An 18762-nucleotide genomic window follows, 5' to 3' on the forward strand; every position below is an offset into this window, starting at 1 on the left:
CATCGAGTCGGAGGCCGGTCATCGCGCCGCTCCCCCCGGCTCGTTTCGCGCGCGCAGGTTGCGTGCGAGGAGGTCCATTGCTGCCATGCGCACGGCGACGCCCATCTCCACCTGTTCCTGGATGACGCTCACGTTGATGTCGTCGGCCAGAAGGCCGTCGATCTCGACCCCGCGGTTCATCGGGCCGGGGTGCATGACGATGGCGTCGGGCTTCGCTGCCGCCAGCTTCTCGGCGTCGAGGCCGAAGCGGTGGTAGTATTCACGCATCGACGGGATGAGCGCGCCGTCCATCCGCTCCTTCTGGAGGCGCAGCATCATCACCACGTCCGCGCCTTCGAGGCCCTTCGCCATGTCGTCGAAGATCTCGACGCCCATGCGGTCGGCGCCTGGGGGGATGAGCGTTGGCGGCCCGATCAGCCGCACCCGGTTTTCCATCCGCCCGAGCAGGATCATGTTCGAGCGCGCCACACGGCTATGGGCGATGTCGCCGCAGATCGCCACGGTGAGGCGCGAGAGCCGGCCCTTGCGCCGGCGGATGGTGAGCGCGTCGAGCAGCGCCTGTGTCGGGTGCTCGTGCCGGCCGTCGCCGGCGTTCAGCACCGCGCAGTTCACCTTGGAGGCAAGGAGGTTGACCGCGCCGGACGAGGAATGCCGCACCACGAGCAGGTCGGGGTGCATGGCGTTCAGCGTCATCGCGGTGTCGATGAGGGTTTCGCCCTTCTTCACCGACGACTGCGCCATGGACATGTTCATGACCGCCGCCCCGAGTCGCTTGCCGGCGAGCTCGAAGCTCGCCTGCGTCCGGGTCGAAGCCTCGAAGAACATGTTGATCTGGGTGAGGCCGTTCAGCGCGTCGGCGCGCTTGTCGGTCTGACGGTTCAGCGTGACATAGGTCTCGGCAAGGTCGAGGATGCTCTCGATATCCTCGCGCGAGAGGCCCTCGATGCCGAGGAGATGACGGTGCGCGAACAAGGGAGAACCTCCGGTTCCGGGTCGGCGCATCTATATCAGCCGCGTGCCGGTCGGCAACCCGCCGGCTTGTCTGCGACGGGACATCGCCTGCTGCCTTGCCGGCAGGTCGGAAAAGGGAGGAGAGGGAAATGCTGCGTCTCGTCCTGACGATCGCCGCAGTCACCGCCGCCGGAGTCACCGCCGCGCCGCTGCCCGCGTTCGCGCTCTCGGACGTGGCGAGCGAGCTGGTCGCGCAGGAGGTGAAGGCGGCGTGCGGCGGCGGACCGGGCCGCTACGATCCGGCCTTCGTCGTGGAGCGTGACCTCGACGGCGACGGCATGGCCGATCTCGTCGTGGCCCACGAGGGCATCGAGTGCGCGAGCGCGCCCCGCAGCGCCGAATGTGGCGAGGTCCTGTGCCGGATCAGGGTGTGGCTGCGCCGCGGCGCGCGGTTCACGCCCGCGCTCGGCGACGCCTCGGGCTATGACATGACCATCGGGCAGGGTCCGACCCCGGAAATCCGCTGGGTCGGCGAGGGCGGCGTGCCGACCACGATCCGTTGGGACGGCGAGGCGTTCCACTGAGGCTGGCCCAGCGCCCGCGCCCGGCATAGGGTCGGCGGCACAGAGGGAGGCCCGCGTTGCAGATCGAGTCGTTCACCCATGCCGAGCTGGTCGCAGCGCTGGAATGGCAGCTCGAATGCGGCGCTGACGAGGCGATCGGCGAGGTGCCGGCGAACCGCTTCGAGACCGCGGGAAACCCCGCCCCCCGGCAGACTCCGCGCCGCACGGCCGCTGCCCCTGCCCCGGCGGCCGCACCGCCGCGACCGGCGGCAAGCGGTCCGGCCGAGGTGGCCGCAGCCTGCGCCGATCTCGCGGCGCTGAAGGCCGCGATGACCGAGTTCGAGGGGCTGGCCGCCCTCCGCACCGGCGCGCGCTCCACGGTCTTCGCCGACGGCAACCCCGCCGCGCGCCTCATGGTGATCGGCGAGGCGCCCGGCCGCGAGGAGGACCGCGCCGGCCTGCCGTTCATCGGCCGCTCGGGCCAGCTGCTCGACCGGATGCTGGCGGCGATCGGCCTCTCGCGGCAGGCCGAGGATCCGGCGGCGGCGGTCTACATCACCAACACCCTGCCCTGGCGCCCGCCGGGGAACCGCGAGCCGTCGGCCGACGAGGTGGCGGCGATGCTGCCGTTCCTGCACCGTCACATCGAGCTCGTGGCGCCTGAAGTGCTGCTGCTCGTCGGCAGTTCGGCGGTCAGGACGATGCTCCAGACCAGCGACGGCATCACCCGGCGCCGCGGCAAGTGGACCGAGATCGCCGGGCTGCCGGTCATCGCCACCTGGCATCCGGCGGCGCTGCTGCGCGATCCGATCCGCAAGCGCGAGGCCTGGGCCGATCTTCTGATGCTGAAGGAGCGCCTCGATGGCTGAGTTGCCGTTCGTGCCGATCCGTATCGCGGTGCTCACCGTGTCGGACACCCGCAGCCTCGCCGAGGACCGCTCGGGCGCGGTGCTGGTCGAGCGGCTGGAGGCGGCCGGTCACGTCCTCGCCGACCGGGCGATCGTGACCGACGACCAGCCCGGCATCGAGGCCCGGCTCCGGGGCTGGATCGCCGATCCCGGCGTCGATGCGGTGATCTCGACCGGCGGCACCGGCCTCACCGGGCGTGACGTGACGGTGGAGGCGCACGAGGCGGTTTACGAGAAGTCGATCCCGGCCTTCGGCACGCTCTTCACCATGATCTCCTTCCAGAAGATCGGCACATCCGCGATCCAGAGCCGGGCCTGCGCCGGGGTGGCGGGCGGCACCTACCTCTTCGCGCTGCCGGGCTCGCCGGGCGCGTGCAAGGACGCCTGGGACGGGATCCTCGCCGCCCAGCTCGACCTGCGCCACCGGCCGTGCAACTTCGTCGAGATCATGCCGCGCCTCGAGGAACACCGGCGAAAGTGAGACGGGACCGGCCGGGGCCGAGCCCGCGTGATCAGGGCGGCTTCCCTTCCCGCGGGGCGGCTCCTATGGTTCCCGCACCAGCAGGAGGACAAGGCTTTGGCGGACGTGGACCGGAGTGGCATCTTCACCGGCGACGACCCGTTCCGCCTGGCCCGGCAGTGGCTGGCCGAAGCCGAAGCGACCGAGCCGAACGACCCTAACGCCATTGCGCTCGCCACCGTCGACGCCACCGGCCTGCCCAACGTGCGGATGGTGCTCCTGAAGGACGTCGAGGATGACGCCTTCGTCTTCTACACCAACTACGAGAGCGTGAAGGCGGGCGAGCTCGACGGCGCCGGCAAGGCGGCCTTCGTCGCGCACTGGAAGAGCCTCCGCCGGCAGATCCGTGCCCGGGGCCTCATCTCGCGCGAGGAAGGGCCGAAGGCGGACGCCTACTACAAGAGCCGTGGCCTGCAGAGCCGGCTCGGCGCCTGGGCCTCGAAGCAGTCGCGACCGCTGTCGAGCCGATCGGCGCTGATGCTCGAGGTCGCGAAGGTGACGGCGATGAAGGGCATCGACCCGGACCGCCCGCCGTTCTGGGGCGGCTATCGCCTGACGCCGCTCGAGATCGAGTTCTGGGCGGACGGCACGCACCGGCTGCACGACCGCTTCCGCTGGACCCGCCCCTCGCCGGACGCGCCCTGGTCCGTCGTTCGCCTCAACCCGTGAGGACGCCATGCCCGAGACCACCGATCCCGTCGACCTGACCGCGGCACTCGTCCGCTGTCAGACCGTCACGCCCGCCGAGGGTGGCGCCCTGCACATGCTGGGGGAGATGCTCGCCGCCGCCGGCTTCCGCGTCCACCGCGCCGACCGCAACGGCACGCCGAACCTCGTGGCGCGCTGGGGCAACGAGGGACCGGTCCTCGGCTTCAACGGCCATACCGACGTGGTGCCGACCGGCGACCCGTCAGCGTGGCGCCATGACCCGTTCGGCGGCCAGATCTCGCAAGGCAGGCTCTGGGGCCGGGGCAGCGCCGACATGAAGTCGGGCGTCGCGGCCTTCGTCGCGGCGGCCATCGACTTCGTGGCCGCGACCCCGCCGAATGGCAGCATCCTCATCACGATCACCGGCGACGAGGAGGGCACCGGCACCGATGGCACCCCGGCGATCCTCGAGTGGATGCGGGACAATGGTGATCGGATGGACCACTGCCTCGTCGGCGAGCCCACCTGCCCGACGCGCATGGGCGAGATGATGAAGATCGGCCGGCGCGGCTCGATGACCGCCACGTTGGTCGCCTACGGCAAGCAGGGGCACACCGCCTATCCCGACCGGGCACAGAACCCGCTGCCCGGCCTCGTGCGCCTGCTCGACCGGCTGGCGAGCAAGACGCTGGACCGCGGCACGGACCACTTCGGGCCCTCGACGCTGGCGATCACCACGATCGACGTCGGCAACCCGGCGAGCAACGTCATCCCGGCCGAGGCGCGCGCCCGGGTGAACATCCGCTTCAACGACGCCCATACGGGACAGTCGCTCTCCGACTGGATCGAGGAGGAGGCCGACATCGTCGCGAAGGAAGCCGGCATCGGCATCGCCGCGGGCTTCGAGATCTCGGGCGAGAGCTTCGTGACCGAACCCGGTCCGTTCGTGGAGCTGGTGGCGAAGGCGGTGGAGGCCGAGACCGGCGTACGGCCCGAGCTTTCCACCTCCGGCGGCACCTCGGACGCGCGCTTCATCAAGGACCACTGCCCGGTGGTCGAGTTCGGGCTTGTCGGCGCGACGATGCACCAGACCGACGAGCATGTGGAGGTGGAGCACATCGTCCAGCTGAAGGGGATCTACAGCCGCATCATCCGCGACTACTTCGCCGGCTGACTGCCCGAGGGGCTGGCCAGAAACGTCGTCAGGCGATCGTCCCGTCCTTCGACAGCAGGATGGCGATCCGCCTCGTCGTGCTGAAGGCGCTGAGGACGATCACAAGCATCGCCATCATCGGCACCGAAAGAATGGCACCGGCGACGCCCCAGATCGAGGTCCACGCAACGAGGCTGACGAGGATCACGAACGGGCTGAGGTTGAGCGAGCTTCCCATGAGCAGCGGCTCGACGAAGTTGCCGAACGCGACCTGCGGAATGCACATGACGAGCACGAAGACGACGAACGGCCAGAGCTCGCCCATCTGCAGGAGCGCCAGCATCGCCGGCAGCGCGACCCCGATGATGCCGCCGACGTAGGGGATGTAGTTGAAGAGCCCGATGAGCAGCGCCCAGAAGCCGGCGAGCTCGATGCCGTAGAGCCGCAGGATCACGTAGCTCGCCACGCCGAGCGCGAGGTTCACCAGCGTCTTCATTACCAGATAGGTGCCGATCCGGCTGTTCACGTCGCGGATCACCTGCTGGATGTGCGTGACCTTCGCCGGTTCGTCGGAGAGCCGCGCGATCTTCCGGGCGAAGGCCCCCTGCTCCGCAAGGATGAAGCCGGCGTAGATCAGGATCACCGCGAAGGTGGCGACGATTGACGCGACCGAGGTCACCGACGCGAGGATCATCCGCTGCAGGTCGAGCTTGCCGACGATGTCCCGGCGCAGACTCTGCCAGCTCGGTTCGTCCTCGAGGCCGATCGCCACCGCACCGCGCTGGATCAGCGCGAGGAACTGCTCCTGATACCGCGGCAGGAGGGCGGAGACCTGGTTCACGTTCTGCACGATCAGCCAGACGATCACCGCCATCACCCCGAGGCTGAGGACGACCGCGAGGGTATAGCGCAGGCCCGCCCATGCATGCCCGAACCCCGGCGCACGACCGATCAGCTCCGCGAGACCGAGCACGACGTAGGCGATGATCACGCTCGCCACCACCGGCAGGATGATCGGGCGGCCGATGACGAGGATCCAGCCGATCATCAACGCCAGTCCGACGCCGTAGAAGAGCCGGGGGAGACCGTCGCGCATGATGGGCACTCGCGGTTCGCGTTGCCGCATGGAACCCAATCCCGGGGATTGCGTCCACTGCCAATCCGCTGCCGCCGAACGAAAAACGGGGGGCGCGAAGGCCCCCCGTTCCCGTCTCAACTCTCGCGAGTTGATTACATCATGCCGCCCATGTCGCCCATGCCGCCCGGCATGCCGCCACCGACCGCGCCCTTCGGCTCCGGCTTGTCGGCGATCATCACCTCGGTGGTGATGAGCAGGCCAGCAACCGACGCGGCGTCTTGCAGCGCGGTGCGAACGACCTTCGCCGGGTCGATCACGCCGAACTTGTACATGTCGCCGTACTCTTCGGTCTGGGCGTTGAAGCCGAAGGCCGCGTCGTCCGACTCGATGATCTTGCCGGCAACGACGGCGCCATCGACGCCCGCGTTCTCGGCGATCTGCCGCAGCGGCGACTGAAGCGCCTTGCGGACGATCGTGATGCCCGCGGTCTGGTCGGAGTTCTCGCCGGTCACGCCATCGAGCTTCTTCGAGGCGCGCACCAGTGCCACGCCGCCGCCGACGACGACGCCTTCCTGCACCGCGGCGCGGGTGGCGTTCAGCGCGTCATCGACGCGGTCCTTGCGCTCCTTCACCTCGACTTCGGAGGCACCACCGACGCGGATCACCGCGACGCCGCCCGCGAGCTTCGCGAGACGCTCCTGGAGCTTCTCCTTGTCGTAGTCCGAGGTGGTCTCCTCGATCTGGGCGCGGATCTGGGCGACGCGCGCCTCGATCTCGGCCTTCTCGCCGGAGCCGTCGATGATCGTGGTCTCGTCCTTGGTGATCACGACCTTGCGCGCACGGCCGAGCATGTCGAGGCCGACATTCTCGAGCTTCATGCCCAGGTCCTCGGAGATCACCTGGCCGCCGGTCAGGATCGCGATGTCCTGCAGCATGGCCTTGCGGCGGTCACCGAAGCCCGGCGCCTTGACGGCGGCGATCTTCAGGCCACCACGGAGCTTGTTGACGACGAGCGTCGCAAGCGCCTCGCCATCGACGTCCTCGGCGATGATGAGCAGCGGCTTGCCGTTCTGGATCACCGCTTCGAGCAGCGGAACCATCGGCTGGAGCGAGCTGAGCTTCTTCTCGTGGAGCAGGATGTAGGCATCCTCGAGCTCCGCGATCATCTTGTCGGCGTTGGTGATGAAGTAGGGGCTGAGGTAGCCGCGGTCGAACTGCATGCCCTCGACGACCTCGGTCTCGGTCTCGAAGCCCTTGTTCTCCTCGACGGTGATGACACCCTCGTTGCCGACCTTCTGCATCGCATCGGCGATCTGCCGGCCGATCTCGGCCTCACCGTTGGCGGAGATGGTGCCGACCTGGGCAACCTCGTCCGAACCGGAGACGGTGCGGGCCTGCGACTTGATGTCGTCGACGACGAGCGCCACGGCCTGGTCGATGCCGCGCTTCAGGTCCATCGGGTTCATGCCGGCGGCCACCGACTTCATGCCCTCGCGGACGATCGCCTGGGCGAGCACGGTCGCGGTGGTGGTGCCGTCGCCGGCCTCGTCATTGGTGCGGCTCGCGACTTCGCGAACCATCTGCGCACCCATGTTCTCGAACTTGTCCTCGAGCTCGATCTCCTTGGCGACGGTGACGCCGTCCTTGGTGATCCGCGGAGCCCCGAAGGACTTGTCGATGACAACGTTGCGGCCCTTCGGGCCGAGGGTGACGCGTACCGCGTCAGCGAGCAGGTCGACGCCCTTGAGGAGGCGGTTGCGCGCATCGGTATCGAACTTGAGCTGCTTGGCGCCCATGAGTCTAACTCCTTGAAATCGTCTGGATCAGGCGGCCTTGGCGGCCTTCGAGTTCTTGATGATGCCGAGGATGTCGCTCTCCTTCATGATCAGGAGATCCTCGCCGTCGATCTTGACCTCGGTGCCCGACCACTTGCCGAACAGGATGCGGTCGCCGGCCTTGACGGTCATGGGGATCAGTTCGCCGGAGTCCTTGCGGGCGCCCTCGCCAACGGCGATGACTTCGCCCTCGGAGGGCTTTTCCTTGGCGGTGTCGGGGATGATGAGACCACCCTTGGTCTTCTCTTCGCCCTCGATGCGGCGGACGACGACGCGGTCGTGCAGCGGCGTGAATTGCATGTGGATCGCTCCCTTGGTTCGCGTTCCTGCCGGGCGGCCCTTGTCACTGATTTAGCACTCGCCGCCCGTGAGTGCTAACACGCTGCACGAGGTATGAAAGCGGCCCTCGCAAGTCAAGGGGGACGGGCGTGAAGAGTGACGAAGTTTCTGACCGGCACTGCCCTGCCGGCAGCCCACGGGCTCCGGGTTCGGCCGCTCTGTCACGACCCGGCCGGGGCCGGCCACCGCTCCGATCGCCCGAGCACACGATGGCGCTTCTGGCGGACCGACCTCAACGGCAGCCGCCGGCCTCGCGCGCGGTGCCGTCGCCCGCCCCGGGGACCAGAGCCGGGCTCAGCCGTCGACGTACTTCCGCCAGTCGTGTTCCTCGCGAAAGCCCAGCATCTCGCGGATCTTCGTGTTCGAGAACAGCGCCTCATTCTCGCCGAGCGGGCGTGTGACCGGCACCCCGGGGAAGAACCGTTCGATGAGCTCTGCGGTCGGGATGTTCATGCCGTTGGTGTCGTTGCCCGCATTGAACACCTGGAAGCCGAGACCGTCGGTCGTGAGGCAGCGGTCAACGATCTGCCCGAGGTCGCGCGCGTCGATGTAGCAGAACGCATTCCGCCGCCGCACCTCCGGCGCCGCGAAATAGCCCGGGAACAGCGTGGCGTATTCGTGCGGCTCGATGACGTTGCCGATCCTGAGCGCGTAGATGTCGATGCCGGAGCGCCGCTGAAAGCTTCGCGCCGTCACCTCGTTCAGCACCTTGGAGAGCCCGTAGCTGTCCATCGGGTCGACGTCGTAGTCCTCGTCGAGCGGCAACGACTTCGGGTCGGCAACGCCATTCGCGAAGCAGATGCCGTAGGTCGTCTCGGACGAGGCGATCACCACCTTGCGGATCCCGAGCTTCACCGCCGCCTCGATGACGTTGTAGGTGCCGATCGTGTTCACCCGAAACGTCTCGTTGTCGGGGCGGATCAGGATGCGCGGGATCGCGGCGAAATGCACCACCGCGTCAAAGGCCGGCACGCCGGTGCCGGCATCGAGTTCGCCGAGATTGCCGTAGGAGGTGAGCACGTTGAACACCTGGCCGGAATCGGTGATGTCCGCCGCCAGATTGTCGACCCCCGGCACGTCGAGCGGCACCAGATCGACGTTCACCACCTTCCAGCCGGCCGCAACCAGATACGGCACCACGTGCCGCCCGGCCTTTCCCGATCCACCCGTGAACAACACTCGCTTGCCGGTCGCCATGCCCATCCCTCCCGATGCAACTCTTCTCAATCTGGATGGCCGAGATCCGCGCTACCGTCCAGCCGGTGTCCGACTGCAAAGAAACCTTCGCAGAAGGCTTGCAATCCCCCCACGGCCATCGTATTTCCGCCGCCGACGGATTGGTAGCTCAGTTGGATAGAGCACTTGACTACGAATCAAGGGGTCGGGGGTTCGAATCCTCCCCAGTCCGCCACTTTCCCCTTCAAGCATTTGATTCAGCTCTGATTTCTTCGGGGCGCGTCTCTCAGACCGCCGTAAAACCTGCCAATTGGCAAGCGGTGATCGGCGTGACGATTCACCGCACTAACTAATCGGCCGCCTCATGTCGTCAGGCGCTCCGCCGAGCCTCGGCCCGCTGTCTCATTCGTCCGTCGCAACTTCGGACCCGAGTCAGGTTGCCCCGGGTGAAACATGCGCGAGGTGCCATCCACCTTGCTCCAAGCCGTGAGCGCCTGCGCCTTGATGAGAACGCCCTCCATCGTTCTCGCCTCGGCTTCCATGATCTTCGTCAGGATATCGCCGAGCGCCGTCGCTTTCGCGCTCGCATCCCGCCAAACGGCCCGCAGGCTTCGCGCGATCCGCCGGGCCGGTGAGCTGCTGAAGCAGATCGATGGGCGCGCAGGGATGCGTGCTCTGTTTGGCTGGCAGACCGGAGCGCACACTCATGCCAGCGAAGACGGCGTTCCGTTAACACGTTACCGATCTCGGGCGGCCTGGGTTGACGAGATGTGACCCTATGATCCGCCCTTGGGCAGACGCGAGCCTCGACATCGCGCCGGGCACGAGCACCTCGCGCCGCCCGTGATGGATGGGCTCAGCCGACCCGTCTCGGAAGAAAACTCGCCTCCCGCCTTGTGCAACTCACCTTTTGCGCGAACGTTAGGTCTCTGTTTGGGGAGGGGGCCATGAAGACAACCATCATCACAGAGTCGGTCATCAACGACGGCGAAGACCCTATCTTCACGTTTACCGAGGACGATGAACGGCTCGTCGTCAACCGGGGTGTCACGTTGTCCAACGGTGCGGACTTCGTCATATCCGCCTATGAGAGCAGCCTGAGCAACCTGCAGGCAGTGATCAACGGCACGGTGCAGGCTACCTACGGGGCTTGGTCTCCGGTTATGGCCTATCCGTCGGCGATGCATCTGACTGTCGGAAAAAGCGGCAAGCTCCTGGGGGGGCTGATCGGCTTCGAAGCGACCGGGGACAGCAGCCTCGTGAACAACGGGCTGCTGCATGCCACCATTGGCGCCTCGCTCGGCTACCCGAGCGAAGAAACGAAGAGCCTGGTCGTCAACAACGGCACGATCTTCGGCGACTCGACGGGCCTCAGCCTTTCGGGCAAGGAGGCGACCGTCGTCAACCAGGGGCTTATCAAGGCCGAAAGCAGTTGGGAAAGCTGGACCACTGCTATCCAGGTCTCTTCGATATCGACCACCGTGGTGAATGACGGATCAATCGTCGCGGACAATCCCAAGTCGGTCGGGATCAAGGCCTATGGCAACACGGATCCCCTGCCCGCTCAGACCCTCCTGGTCGAGAACAGCGGCACCGTGACCTCGCTGGATCGCTTCGGGATCCAGGTGAATAACGGGGTGGTGAGCACCATAGTGAACAGCGGCACGATCTCCGGTGGCAAGGAGTCGATACATCTGTCGTATGGCGCCGACACGGTCACGAACGACGGCTCTCTGGTCGGAGCAGCCACGCTCGGCGCGGGCAACGACATCTACCATGGCGAGAACGGTCAGGTCTCCGGGCCGGTCATGGGTGGAGGTGGAGCTGACCTCCTGGTAGGCGGCGCCAAGGCTGACGTTTTCGCCGCCGGCGTCGGCAGCGACACGCTGATGGGCGGTGGCGGCAACGACACCCTGACCGGAGCAGGCGGCGCCGATGTGATCTCCGGCGGTGCCGGGGCCGATGTCTTTCGCTTCGCCGCGGCCAGCGATGCGATCGGCGACCGGATCGTCACCACCGGCAGCGTCGCCGCCTTTCAGGGCGTTGGCGTTACCGGAGGCGATCGTATCGATCTCTCGCTGATCGACGCCAACCCCGACGTTGCCGGTCAGCAGCATTTCAACTTCGGCACCTCCCGTGGCGTCGGTGATCTCTGGTCGGTAGACGTGGGAGACGTCACCCACATTCGCGGCAACATCGGTGCCGGAATGCCGAAGTTCGACCTCGCGATCCACGACGGTGCCGGGGTGCATGCGAGCGACTATGCGGCGATCGACTTCATCCTCTGATACCTCCCGCCGCTTGAAGGAGGATGCGGTTCGCCATCAGCGTGGGCCGACGGTGACGCCTGCTTAGGGCATGCCGCGAACATACCTGGCGCACCGAGCCGGTTCTTTGTCCTCTCCTTGGGCAATCGCAGCCCTCTGGACTGGGACCAAGGACCGGCCTGCAACCCAGCACTTCCTGAACCTGACGGCCGAACAACCCGCTTCTCGCGAGTAGCCGTTCCCGGCTCCGGCCCTTCTCCACCTGGGAGATCACCAATGGGCGGCCGCAAGCGCCGCCTTTCTCGCGGCGCGGGTCGCACGCCTGATCCGCAGGTGCATGTTCTGCCCGCCCGCGATGGCAACGGCAGGCTCCCCTGACTGCACGAGCGCCTTGACGGAAGCTTGCCGGCGGCAGCCTCCGGGTGTCGGCGGACGCTACGCGCGCGGTAAGAGAAGGTCGGATGGCAATCCCTCGCGGCGATCTTCCCGCGGCCCGGACGCCGTCGCGCAGCTTGAGGACCGGACAACCAGTGTGACCGGCAAACGCTGGAGCTCCGGCGGCCGCCCGGGGCCCTCGATCGCCCCCAGCAGCATATCCGCCGCAGCCTTTCCCATTTCATGTTGCGGAACGCGGATGGTGGTCAGCGCCGGGTCCACGAGATCGATGAAGGGCATGTCGTTGAAACCGGTCAACGATACCTCACCCGGGCAGCCGATGCCTCTTTCGCGCATGTATTCAAGCGCCCCGAGCGCCAGCAGGTCGTTGCCGGCCGCGATTGCCGTTGTGTCTGGCCAGCATGCGAAAATCTGCCTCGCGGCACTGGCGCCCGCGGACCGGGCGTAGCTGTCGGCCGAAACGATCCGTGTCGCGCCGAGGCCGGCAGACACCATGGCGTCCTGAAATCCCTGCCGACGGAGACAGCCGGTCGAGACCGCCTCGGGGCCGCCGATATGCGCGATGCGGCGATGCCCAAGCTCCGCCAGATGCGCGATTGCAAGGCCCATTCCGCGGTGGTCGTCGGCGACCACCGAGGACGCGCGAAGGGTGTCCTCGGCACGGTTCACCAGCACAGTCGGCACCTTCAGGCCCAGGCAGAAGCTGACCGTCGGGTCGTTGCGCATTGCGGTCGCCAGGATCAGGCCGTCAACGCGGCGCCCGACCAACGCGTCGACGATCTCGGCCTGCTTGCCGAGAGGCACCCCGGCGTCGGCGACCAGCATCGAATAGGAGCGCCCGGTCAGCGCCGCCGACACCCCGTCGAGGATCGTCGAGAAAACCGGGTTCGCCAGATCGGGCACGATCACTCCGACGAGCCGGGATTTTCCCGTCCGCAGCGAGGCCGCGATGATGTCGCGGCGATAACCCTGCCGCTCCGCCTCTTCCGTGACGCGCTTCACGACGTCGGGCGTGATTCGATGGCGCTCCTCGGCGTTCAGCGCACGCGCCACCGTCGAGCGATGAACGCCGAGCGCATCCGCGATGGTCTGCAGCGTTGCGGCCTTTGGGCGCGGCTTTTCGTCCATGAGGGTCATCTTGTTGTTTCGGCTTCGGTTTCGGGCGTGTCGTCCCTGCGTGGGGGACCCGTATTGGCCGTCCAGTATGTCCCGATAACATGAATCGTTGACAGCATGCAATCGATCGCACTATGTTGCGTGCAATCGATTGCACGAGCTTCGAACGACACCCAGCGCCAAGCCAGACGCGGGATCCACGGGAGGAGGCAGAGGCAGACGCCCCCGCCGGAAGAGGAGGACAAGACATGACAGCCACGGAAGCAGAGCTACCCAAGATCGTCGAAAGCCAGGCCACCCTGACCGGCATCGTGCTGCGGGCCATGGCGAACACCAACAACCCGCGCCTTCAGGAGATCATGCGCTCTCTCGTGACGCACCTGCATGATTTTGCTCGGGAAGTTCGCTTGAGCGAACGCGAGTTCGACATCGGAATCGACTATCTGAACCGCGTCGGGCAGGCGACGAACGATACTCATAACGAGGGCATCCTGATTTCGGATGCACTCGGGTTCTCGACCCTGATCTGCCTCTTGAACAACGGCGATGACGGCGCGACCGAAACGGATGCCGCTCTGCTCGGCCCGTTCTGGCGGATGCACTCGCCCCGCACCGAGAACGGCGGATCGATCGTGCGCTGCACGACACCTGGACCCGCACTTTTCGCCGAGATCGCCGTCGTCGACGAGGCGGGTCAGCCGATCGAGGGCGTGGATGTCGATGTCTGGCAGGCCTCGACCGTCGGCCTCTACGAGAATCAGGACGCGGATCAGGCCGACATGAACCTGCGCGGCAAGTTCACGACCGGCGCGGACGGCAAGGTGACGTTCCGCTCGGTCAAGCCGGCCGGCTACCCGGTGCCGACGGATGGCCCGACCGGTGATCTTCTGCGTGCGCAGAACCGCCATCCCTATCGCCCGGCCCATGTGCATCTGCTGGGCTTCAAGGAAGGCTACAAGACGCTGATCACCCAGATCTTCGTCGACAAGGACAGCAACCTGGAAAGCGACGTCGTCTTCGGGGTGACCCGATCGCTCGTCGGAAATTTCCAGGAGGGTCAGGGGCCCGCGCCCGATGGCACGGATGGTCCGTGGTACCGGCTGGAGCACCGGCTGGTGATGAAGCCGGGCAAGGCGGAGCTGCCCGTGCCGCCGATCAAGTGATGCCCCGCATGGGCCACGACAACAATCATTCCGGGAGGAAATCATGAACAACCTGATCAAATCGACTGTTGCCGCCCTGGCACTCACCATCGGAACCGGCGTTGCCGCCTCCGCCGACGACGTGACGATCGGCACCGGCTACGGCATCGGCTTCCTGCCACTGCACATCCTCGACGCCAAGGATCTGATCGAGGCCCGCGCCAAGGAGGCGGGGATCGACCTGACCCCGACCTATCAGCGCATTTCCGGCTCTGCCGCGATGCAGGATGCGGTCATCTCGGGCTCGGTCGATCTTGGCGCGTACGGCATTCCGGCAATCCTGATCGGCTGGGACAAGACGCGCGGCAAGATCGTCGGAGTGGCAGGCGTCAACGCAAGTCCGCTGACGCTGCTGTCCAATCGCGAAGGCGTCACCGACCTGAAGGGGTTTGCCGCGACGGACCGCATCGCCATGCCTTCGCTGGTTTCACCGCAGATGTATGCGCTGCAGAAGGAATCCGAGGCGGAATTCGGAGAGGGCCAGCAGGACAAGCTGCGCGAGCAGGTCGTCGCGCTGCCGCACCCCGAGGCGCTGAACGCCATCACGGCCGGCGCGACCGAGGTGAACAGCTACTTCTCCGCGCCTCCGTTCACGCAGATCGCGCTGAAAAGCCCCAACGTGCATGCGGTGACCGATTCCGAGAAGATCTTCGGCGGCAAGTCGACCTTCCTCGCGCTGGCCAGCACCTCGGCCTATCTCGAGGATAACCCCGATGTCCCGGCGATCATCGTTGCCGCCCTCGATGACGCGGCCAAGCTGATCCGCGAGAACCCGGAGGAGGCAGCGGACATATACCTGGCGGCAGAACCGTCCAAGGTCATGACGAAAGAGGACCTAGTCGCCTTCCTGCGCGAGAATCCCGACGATTTCGGCCCCGAGGTCCACGGCGTTCAGGCCTATAGCGATTTCATGGGCCGCCATGGCGGCCTCGGCAAGACGCCGGCCAACTGGCAGGAGGTCTTTACCTCTGCCGTGCTGAACGGTCGCGAAGGGTCCTGACCCCTCCCCGCGCCTGAATCCCTGCAAGACCGATCCACGTCACCCACCGGAACAAGCATTCACCGGGAGGAGAACCCATGTCTTCTCAAGAGACAAATCGACTGGACCGCCGCACCGCTTCACGGCCTGCCCAGGATGCCGAGCCGAGTGCGCTGCTGAACATCAACGGCGTGACTCTGCAGTACAAGACCCCCGACCATCTCGTGACCGCGACGTATCGCGTCAGTTTCAACATCGAGACCGGCGACAGGTTCGTCCTGCTCGGGCCCTCGGGCTGCGGCAAGTCGACGTTGCTGAAATCCATCGCGGGCTTCATGCCGCCGGTCGAAGGCGACATCGCGCTGAAAGGCCGCAAGGTCAAACGCCCCGGACCTGATCGCGCCATGGTCTTTCAGGAATTCGACCAGCTTCTGCCCTGGAAGACCGTGCGCGAGAACGTGGCCTTTCCGCTGAAGATCAACGGCATCCCGAATGACGAGGCTGACAGGCGCGCGGCCGAGATGATCCAGAAGGTCAATCTGGCCAAGTTCCTCGACGTCTTTCCGCACATGCTCTCGGGCGGGATGAAACAGCGCGTGGCCATTGCCCGTGCCATGGCGATGCGCCCCGATGTCCTGCTGATGGATGAGCCCTATGCGGCGCTCGACGCGCTGACCCGGCGCAAGATGCAGGATGAGCTTCTGACCCTGTGGGAGGAGCTCCGCTTCACCCTCGTGTTTGTCACTCACTCGATCGAAGAGGCGGTCCTGCTCGGCACCCGCATCCTGGTCCTGTCGCCGCATCCCGGTCAGGTCCGCGCCGAGATCAACACGCATCAGTTCCACAGCAGCAATGCTGACAGCCCCGAATTCGCGGCAACCTGCGCGCGTATCCGCGGGATGCTGTTCGGCGACGCCGCCACTGCGCACTGAAGGAGGGGAACATGGCATCCAACGCCGCACCGGGCGATTTCGCCCCGGTCATCCGCGCCGAGTACGAGCGCACCGATCTTGGTGACGCGAAGCTCGAGGACGTGCAACGAAAGCTGCCGCTGGCCGAGACGCTGTGGAATTCCGCAGCCTTCCGCAAGACACTGATCCTGCTGGGTCTGGCCATGATCTGGCAGATCTACGGTGTCTGGCTCGACAATCCGATGATCTTCCCGACGATGGGCGAGACCCTGTCGGCGCTCTTGTCCAACATCGCGAACGGCACCATCCCGGTGCGCTTGCTGGCGACGCTGAAGGTGCTGGTGGTCGGCTATGTGATCGGCGTGATCCTTGCCACCGTCTTTACCACCATCGCGGTGTCGTCGCGGCTTGGCACTGACCTTCTGTCGACCCTGACCGCGATGTTCAACCCGCTGCCCGCCATCGCGCTTCTGCCGCTCGCGCTGCTGTGGTTCGGCCTTGGCACACCGTCGCTGGTGTTCGTGATCGTGAACTCGGTCCTCTGGGCGGTCGCGCTGAACATGCACACGGGCTTTCTGACGGTCAGCGAGACCATGCGGATGGCCGGCCAGACCTTCGGTCTTCGCGGCATGCGCTATGTCGTGCAGCTGCTGATCCCCGCCGCCTTCCCCGCCATCCTCGCGGGTCTCAAGATCGGCTGGGCGTTCGCCTGGCGCACCCTGATCGCGGCCGAGCTGGTCTTCGGCGTCTCCTCCGGACAGGGCGGCCTCGGCTGGTTCATCTTCGAGAACCGCAACCTGCTGGACACGCCCGCAGTCTTCGCCGGCCTTCTGACCGTGATGGCAGTCGGGCTCTTCGTCGAAGGCGTCATCTTCCGCTTCATCGAGAATCGAACGGTTCGCAAGTGGGGCATGCAGCGCGGCTGATCTCTCCGGGCGGGATGACCACATGCGGCAACCCGTCCGCCTCCCCAGTTTTCCGAAGGAAGCTCCGATGACCATCCAGGACAACACGACGCGTCAACCCGATCAGCCTGCCAGCGCCTTCCCGCGCCGCCTTGACGGCAAGGTCGCACTGGTCGTCGGTGGGACCGGCGCGATCGGCACCGCAACCGCCCGGCTCCTGCGCGACGCGGGCGCCACCGTGATCGTCACCTACCGCGAGCATGACCGCATCGAGGCGGAACTGAAGCGCCTCGCCGATGCGCTCGGCGACGAGGTCACGACGCTGCCGGCAGACGTGGCCGACACCCCCTCGCTGATCGCGCTGCGCGACACCATCGAGCGCGACTTCGGGCGGCTCGACATCCTCGTCAACAGCGCAGGCTATACCGTCCCGATCAAACACAGCGATCTCGACGCGCTGACCGACGACCTGATCGACCGCATGTTCGAAGTGAACTGGCGCGGCCAGTTCGCGACCATCCGCACCTTCGCGCCAATGCTCAAGGCCAGCGGTGACGGGCTCGTCGTCTCGCTCTCCTCGATCGCCGGGGCCACGGGCGTCGGCTCATCCATCGCCTACTGCGCCACGAAGGCCGGCATCGACGTGATGACGAAGTCGCTCGCCCGCAGCCTCGCCCCGGAAATCCGGGTTCTGGCCGTAGCGCCGGGTGTCGTCGATACGGAATTCGTGGCCGGACGCGGGGCGGACTTCAACGCGAAGGTCTCCCAGACGATCCCCGTCGGGCGCGTCGCCAGCGCCGAGGATGTCGCCGCCGCAATCGCCGCCTGCGCCACCATGCTGACCTACTCGACCGGCCACAACATCGTGGTCGACGGCGGTCGCGGTCTCTAGGGGGATGCCATGAAAGAGCCGCTCGCCCGGGTCATCGTCACTGCCGCGATCACCGGCAACCTGACCCGTCCCGAACAGACGCCGCACCTGCCGATCACCCCGCAGCAGATCGCCGAATCCGCGCTCGGCGCGGCCGAGGCTGGCGCGGCGATCGTGCACCTTCACGTCCGCAACCCCGAGACCGGCCAGCCGGCCATGGAGACGGCGCTCTACCGCGAGGTCGTGAGCCGCATTCGCGACCGGAATGCCGACGTCATCATCAACCTGACCACCGGTCCGGGCGGACGTTATGTCCCCTCGGACGGCGATCCGGCGAAAGCCGGCCCCGGCACGACGCTGCTGCCGCCCGAGGCACGGGTCGAACATATCGCGGAACTGCGCCCGGATATCTGCACGCTCGACCTCAACACCATGAATTCGGGCGGTCAGGTGGTCATCAACACCCCGGCCAATGTCCGCCGCATGGCAAAGATCATCCACGAAGCCGGTGTGAAGCCGGAATACGAGCTGTTTGATTCCGGGGACATTGCGCTGCTGCACGATCTCCTTGCCGAGAGACCGAGGCCGGATCACCTGCTGACCTCTTTCGTCATGGGAGTGAAGTACGGCTTCCAGCCCTCGCCCGAGTCGGTGCTCTATGCGCGCAACCTGCTGCCGCAAGGCGCGGATTTCACGGCGATCGGGATCGGGCGGCATTCCTTCCCCACGGTTGCCCAGTCCTATCTCGCCGGCGGCCATGTCCGCGTCGGGCTCGAGGACGCCGTCTATCTCGACCGGGGCGAGCTTGCGCCCTCGAACGCCGCGCTGGTCCTGAAGGCGCGCCAGATCGTTGAATCCCTCGGGGGCCAGGTCGCGAGCGCTGCGGAGGCGCGCGAGATGCTGCACCTGACCTCTGCCCCCACCAAGGCCATTTGAGCAAGGAA

Annotated in this window: 19 protein-coding genes and 1 tRNA gene; 14 read left to right on the forward strand and 6 right to left on the reverse strand. The window is 66.5% G+C overall.

Translation table 11 applies throughout. The features are described 5' to 3' along the window. Positions 1–18: 18 nt before the first annotated feature. Positions 19–972, reverse strand: a complete 954-nt coding sequence (locus HNP73_RS17765; protein WP_246399933.1) for an aspartate carbamoyltransferase catalytic subunit — start codon at positions 970–972, stop codon at positions 19–21. A gap of 128 nt (positions 973–1100) precedes the next feature. Here HNP73_RS17765 and HNP73_RS17770 point away from each other — a divergent pair, with 128 nt between their 5' ends. The 5 genes from HNP73_RS17770 (at position 1101) to dapE (ending at position 4764) form a co-directional block, all read left to right on the forward strand. After that, positions 1101–1535, forward strand: coding sequence for a hypothetical protein (locus HNP73_RS17770; RefSeq protein WP_184152958.1), 435 nt, complete (start codon positions 1101–1103; stop codon positions 1533–1535). Positions 1536–1597: 62 nt separating this feature from the next. Further along, positions 1598–2383 (forward strand): uracil-DNA glycosylase family protein, encoded by a 786-nt coding sequence (locus tag HNP73_RS17775; protein ID WP_184153850.1) that lies wholly within the window; start codon positions 1598–1600, stop codon positions 2381–2383. After that, complete coding sequence (gene moaB / locus HNP73_RS17780) at positions 2376–2903, forward strand: molybdenum cofactor biosynthesis protein B (RefSeq protein ID WP_184152983.1); 528 nt, start codon at positions 2376–2378, stop codon at positions 2901–2903. The genes HNP73_RS17775 and moaB overlap by 8 nt, the downstream gene beginning before the upstream one ends. Before the next feature lie 105 nt (positions 2904–3008). Further along, positions 3009–3611, forward strand: coding sequence for a pyridoxamine 5'-phosphate oxidase (pdxH, locus tag HNP73_RS17785; protein WP_184153853.1), 603 nt, complete (start codon positions 3009–3011; stop codon positions 3609–3611). Between the two features lie 7 nt (positions 3612–3618). Further along, entirely contained in the window at positions 3619–4764 is a 1146-nt protein-coding gene (gene dapE / locus HNP73_RS17790; RefSeq protein WP_184152999.1) for a succinyl-diaminopimelate desuccinylase, read from the forward strand. Positions 4765–4792: 28 nt separating this feature from the next. Here the strand turns inward: dapE and HNP73_RS17795 are convergent, their stop codons facing one another. The 4 genes from HNP73_RS17795 to HNP73_RS17810 all read right to left on the reverse strand — a co-directional run bounded on the left by HNP73_RS17795 (position 4793) and on the right by HNP73_RS17810 (position 9192). After that, positions 4793–5839, reverse strand: a complete 1047-nt coding sequence (locus HNP73_RS17795) for an AI-2E family transporter (protein ID WP_184153003.1) — start codon at positions 5837–5839, stop codon at positions 4793–4795. A 134-nt stretch (positions 5840–5973) separates the two neighbouring features. Beyond that, a complete protein-coding gene (gene groL / locus HNP73_RS17800; RefSeq protein ID WP_184153006.1) occupies positions 5974–7617 on the reverse strand; it encodes a chaperonin GroEL in 1644 nt (547 codons plus the stop codon). A 27-nt stretch (positions 7618–7644) separates the two neighbouring features. Beyond that, positions 7645–7956, reverse strand: a complete 312-nt coding sequence (gene groES / locus HNP73_RS17805) for a co-chaperone GroES (RefSeq protein WP_184153009.1) — start codon at positions 7954–7956, stop codon at positions 7645–7647. A 333-nt stretch (positions 7957–8289) separates the two neighbouring features. Further along, entirely contained in the window at positions 8290–9192 is a 903-nt protein-coding gene (locus tag HNP73_RS17810) for an NAD-dependent epimerase/dehydratase family protein (protein WP_184153012.1), read from the reverse strand. Between the two features lie 137 nt (positions 9193–9329). Here HNP73_RS17810 and HNP73_RS17815 point away from each other — a divergent pair. From HNP73_RS17815 to HNP73_RS22945, 3 genes are all read left to right on the forward strand, one after another. Next, positions 9330–9406 (forward strand) — tRNA-Arg (locus HNP73_RS17815). A gap of 218 nt (positions 9407–9624) precedes the next feature. Further along, positions 9625–9945 (forward strand): hypothetical protein, encoded by a 321-nt coding sequence (locus HNP73_RS22940; RefSeq protein WP_221288814.1) that lies wholly within the window; start codon positions 9625–9627, stop codon positions 9943–9945. A gap of 173 nt (positions 9946–10118) precedes the next feature. Beyond that, positions 10119–11459, forward strand: coding sequence for a calcium-binding protein (locus HNP73_RS22945; protein WP_221288815.1), 1341 nt, complete (start codon positions 10119–10121; stop codon positions 11457–11459). Between the two features lie 414 nt (positions 11460–11873). Here HNP73_RS22945 and HNP73_RS17825 read toward each other — a convergent pair whose 3' ends face one another. Beyond that, positions 11874–12971 (reverse strand): LacI family DNA-binding transcriptional regulator, encoded by a 1098-nt coding sequence (locus HNP73_RS17825; protein WP_184153015.1) that lies wholly within the window; start codon positions 12969–12971, stop codon positions 11874–11876. A gap of 113 nt (positions 12972–13084) precedes the next feature. Between HNP73_RS17825 and HNP73_RS17830 the strand changes: the two genes are divergently transcribed. The 6 genes from HNP73_RS17830 (at position 13085) to HNP73_RS17855 (ending at position 18754) form a co-directional block, all read left to right on the forward strand. Next, complete coding sequence (locus HNP73_RS17830; RefSeq protein WP_246399935.1) at positions 13085–14113, forward strand: dioxygenase family protein; 1029 nt, start codon at positions 13085–13087, stop codon at positions 14111–14113. A gap of 43 nt (positions 14114–14156) precedes the next feature. Continuing rightward, positions 14157–15152: an ABC transporter substrate-binding protein gene (locus HNP73_RS17835; protein WP_184153017.1), complete on the forward strand. Its 996-nt coding sequence runs from the start codon at positions 14157–14159 to the stop codon at positions 15150–15152. 77 nt (positions 15153–15229) lie between these two features. Beyond that, positions 15230–16063, forward strand: a complete 834-nt coding sequence (locus tag HNP73_RS17840) for an ABC transporter ATP-binding protein (RefSeq protein ID WP_184153020.1) — start codon at positions 15230–15232, stop codon at positions 16061–16063. Between the two features lie 11 nt (positions 16064–16074). Continuing rightward, a complete protein-coding gene (locus HNP73_RS17845) occupies positions 16075–16968 on the forward strand; it encodes an ABC transporter permease (RefSeq protein ID WP_184153023.1) in 894 nt (297 codons plus the stop codon). A 67-nt stretch (positions 16969–17035) separates the two neighbouring features. Further along, positions 17036–17839 (forward strand): SDR family NAD(P)-dependent oxidoreductase, encoded by an 804-nt coding sequence (locus HNP73_RS17850; protein ID WP_184153026.1) that lies wholly within the window; start codon positions 17036–17038, stop codon positions 17837–17839. Between the two features lie 9 nt (positions 17840–17848). Continuing rightward, complete coding sequence (locus tag HNP73_RS17855) at positions 17849–18754, forward strand: beta-keto acid cleavage family enzyme (RefSeq protein ID WP_184153030.1); 906 nt, start codon at positions 17849–17851, stop codon at positions 18752–18754. Positions 18755–18762 lie beyond the last annotated feature (8 nt).

It is taken from the genome of Amaricoccus macauensis, from assembly GCF_014201905.1.
In the GTDB taxonomy this organism is placed as follows: domain Bacteria; phylum Pseudomonadota; class Alphaproteobacteria; order Rhodobacterales; family Rhodobacteraceae; genus Amaricoccus; species Amaricoccus macauensis.

What these genes read in the sequence shown, in the direction of transcription:
- HNP73_RS17770 (WP_184152958.1), top strand. Translation starts at nt 1,101, where the DNA reads ATGCTGCGTCTCGTCCTGACGATCGCCGCAGTCACCGCCGCCGGAGTC.
- moaB (WP_184152983.1), top strand. Translation starts at nt 2,376, where the DNA reads ATGGCTGAGTTGCCGTTCGTGCCGATCCGTATCGCGGTGCTCACCGTG.
- dapE (WP_184152999.1), top strand. Translation starts at nt 3,619, where the DNA reads ATGCCCGAGACCACCGATCCCGTCGACCTGACCGCGGCACTCGTCCGC.
- HNP73_RS17795 (WP_184153003.1), bottom strand. Translation starts at nt 5,839, where the DNA reads ATGCGCGACGGTCTCCCCCGGCTCTTCTACGGCGTCGGACTGGCGTTG.
- groL (WP_184153006.1), bottom strand. Translation starts at nt 7,617, where the DNA reads ATGGGCGCCAAGCAGCTCAAGTTCGATACCGATGCGCGCAACCGCCTC.
- groES (WP_184153009.1), bottom strand. Translation starts at nt 7,956, where the DNA reads ATGCAATTCACGCCGCTGCACGACCGCGTCGTCGTCCGCCGCATCGAG.
- HNP73_RS17810 (WP_184153012.1), bottom strand. Translation starts at nt 9,192, where the DNA reads ATGGCGACCGGCAAGCGAGTGTTGTTCACGGGTGGATCGGGAAAGGCC.
- HNP73_RS22940 (WP_221288814.1), top strand. Translation starts at nt 9,625, where the DNA reads ATGCGCGAGGTGCCATCCACCTTGCTCCAAGCCGTGAGCGCCTGCGCC.
- HNP73_RS22945 (WP_221288815.1), top strand. Translation starts at nt 10,119, where the DNA reads ATGAAGACAACCATCATCACAGAGTCGGTCATCAACGACGGCGAAGAC.
- HNP73_RS17825 (WP_184153015.1), bottom strand. Translation starts at nt 12,971, where the DNA reads ATGACCCTCATGGACGAAAAGCCGCGCCCAAAGGCCGCAACGCTGCAG.
- HNP73_RS17830 (WP_246399935.1), top strand. Translation starts at nt 13,085, where the DNA reads ATGTTGCGTGCAATCGATTGCACGAGCTTCGAACGACACCCAGCGCCA.
- HNP73_RS17835 (WP_184153017.1), top strand. Translation starts at nt 14,157, where the DNA reads ATGAACAACCTGATCAAATCGACTGTTGCCGCCCTGGCACTCACCATC.
- HNP73_RS17840 (WP_184153020.1), top strand. Translation starts at nt 15,230, where the DNA reads ATGTCTTCTCAAGAGACAAATCGACTGGACCGCCGCACCGCTTCACGG.
- HNP73_RS17845 (WP_184153023.1), top strand. Translation starts at nt 16,075, where the DNA reads ATGGCATCCAACGCCGCACCGGGCGATTTCGCCCCGGTCATCCGCGCC.
- HNP73_RS17850 (WP_184153026.1), top strand. Translation starts at nt 17,036, where the DNA reads ATGACCATCCAGGACAACACGACGCGTCAACCCGATCAGCCTGCCAGC.
- HNP73_RS17855 (WP_184153030.1), top strand. Translation starts at nt 17,849, where the DNA reads ATGAAAGAGCCGCTCGCCCGGGTCATCGTCACTGCCGCGATCACCGGC.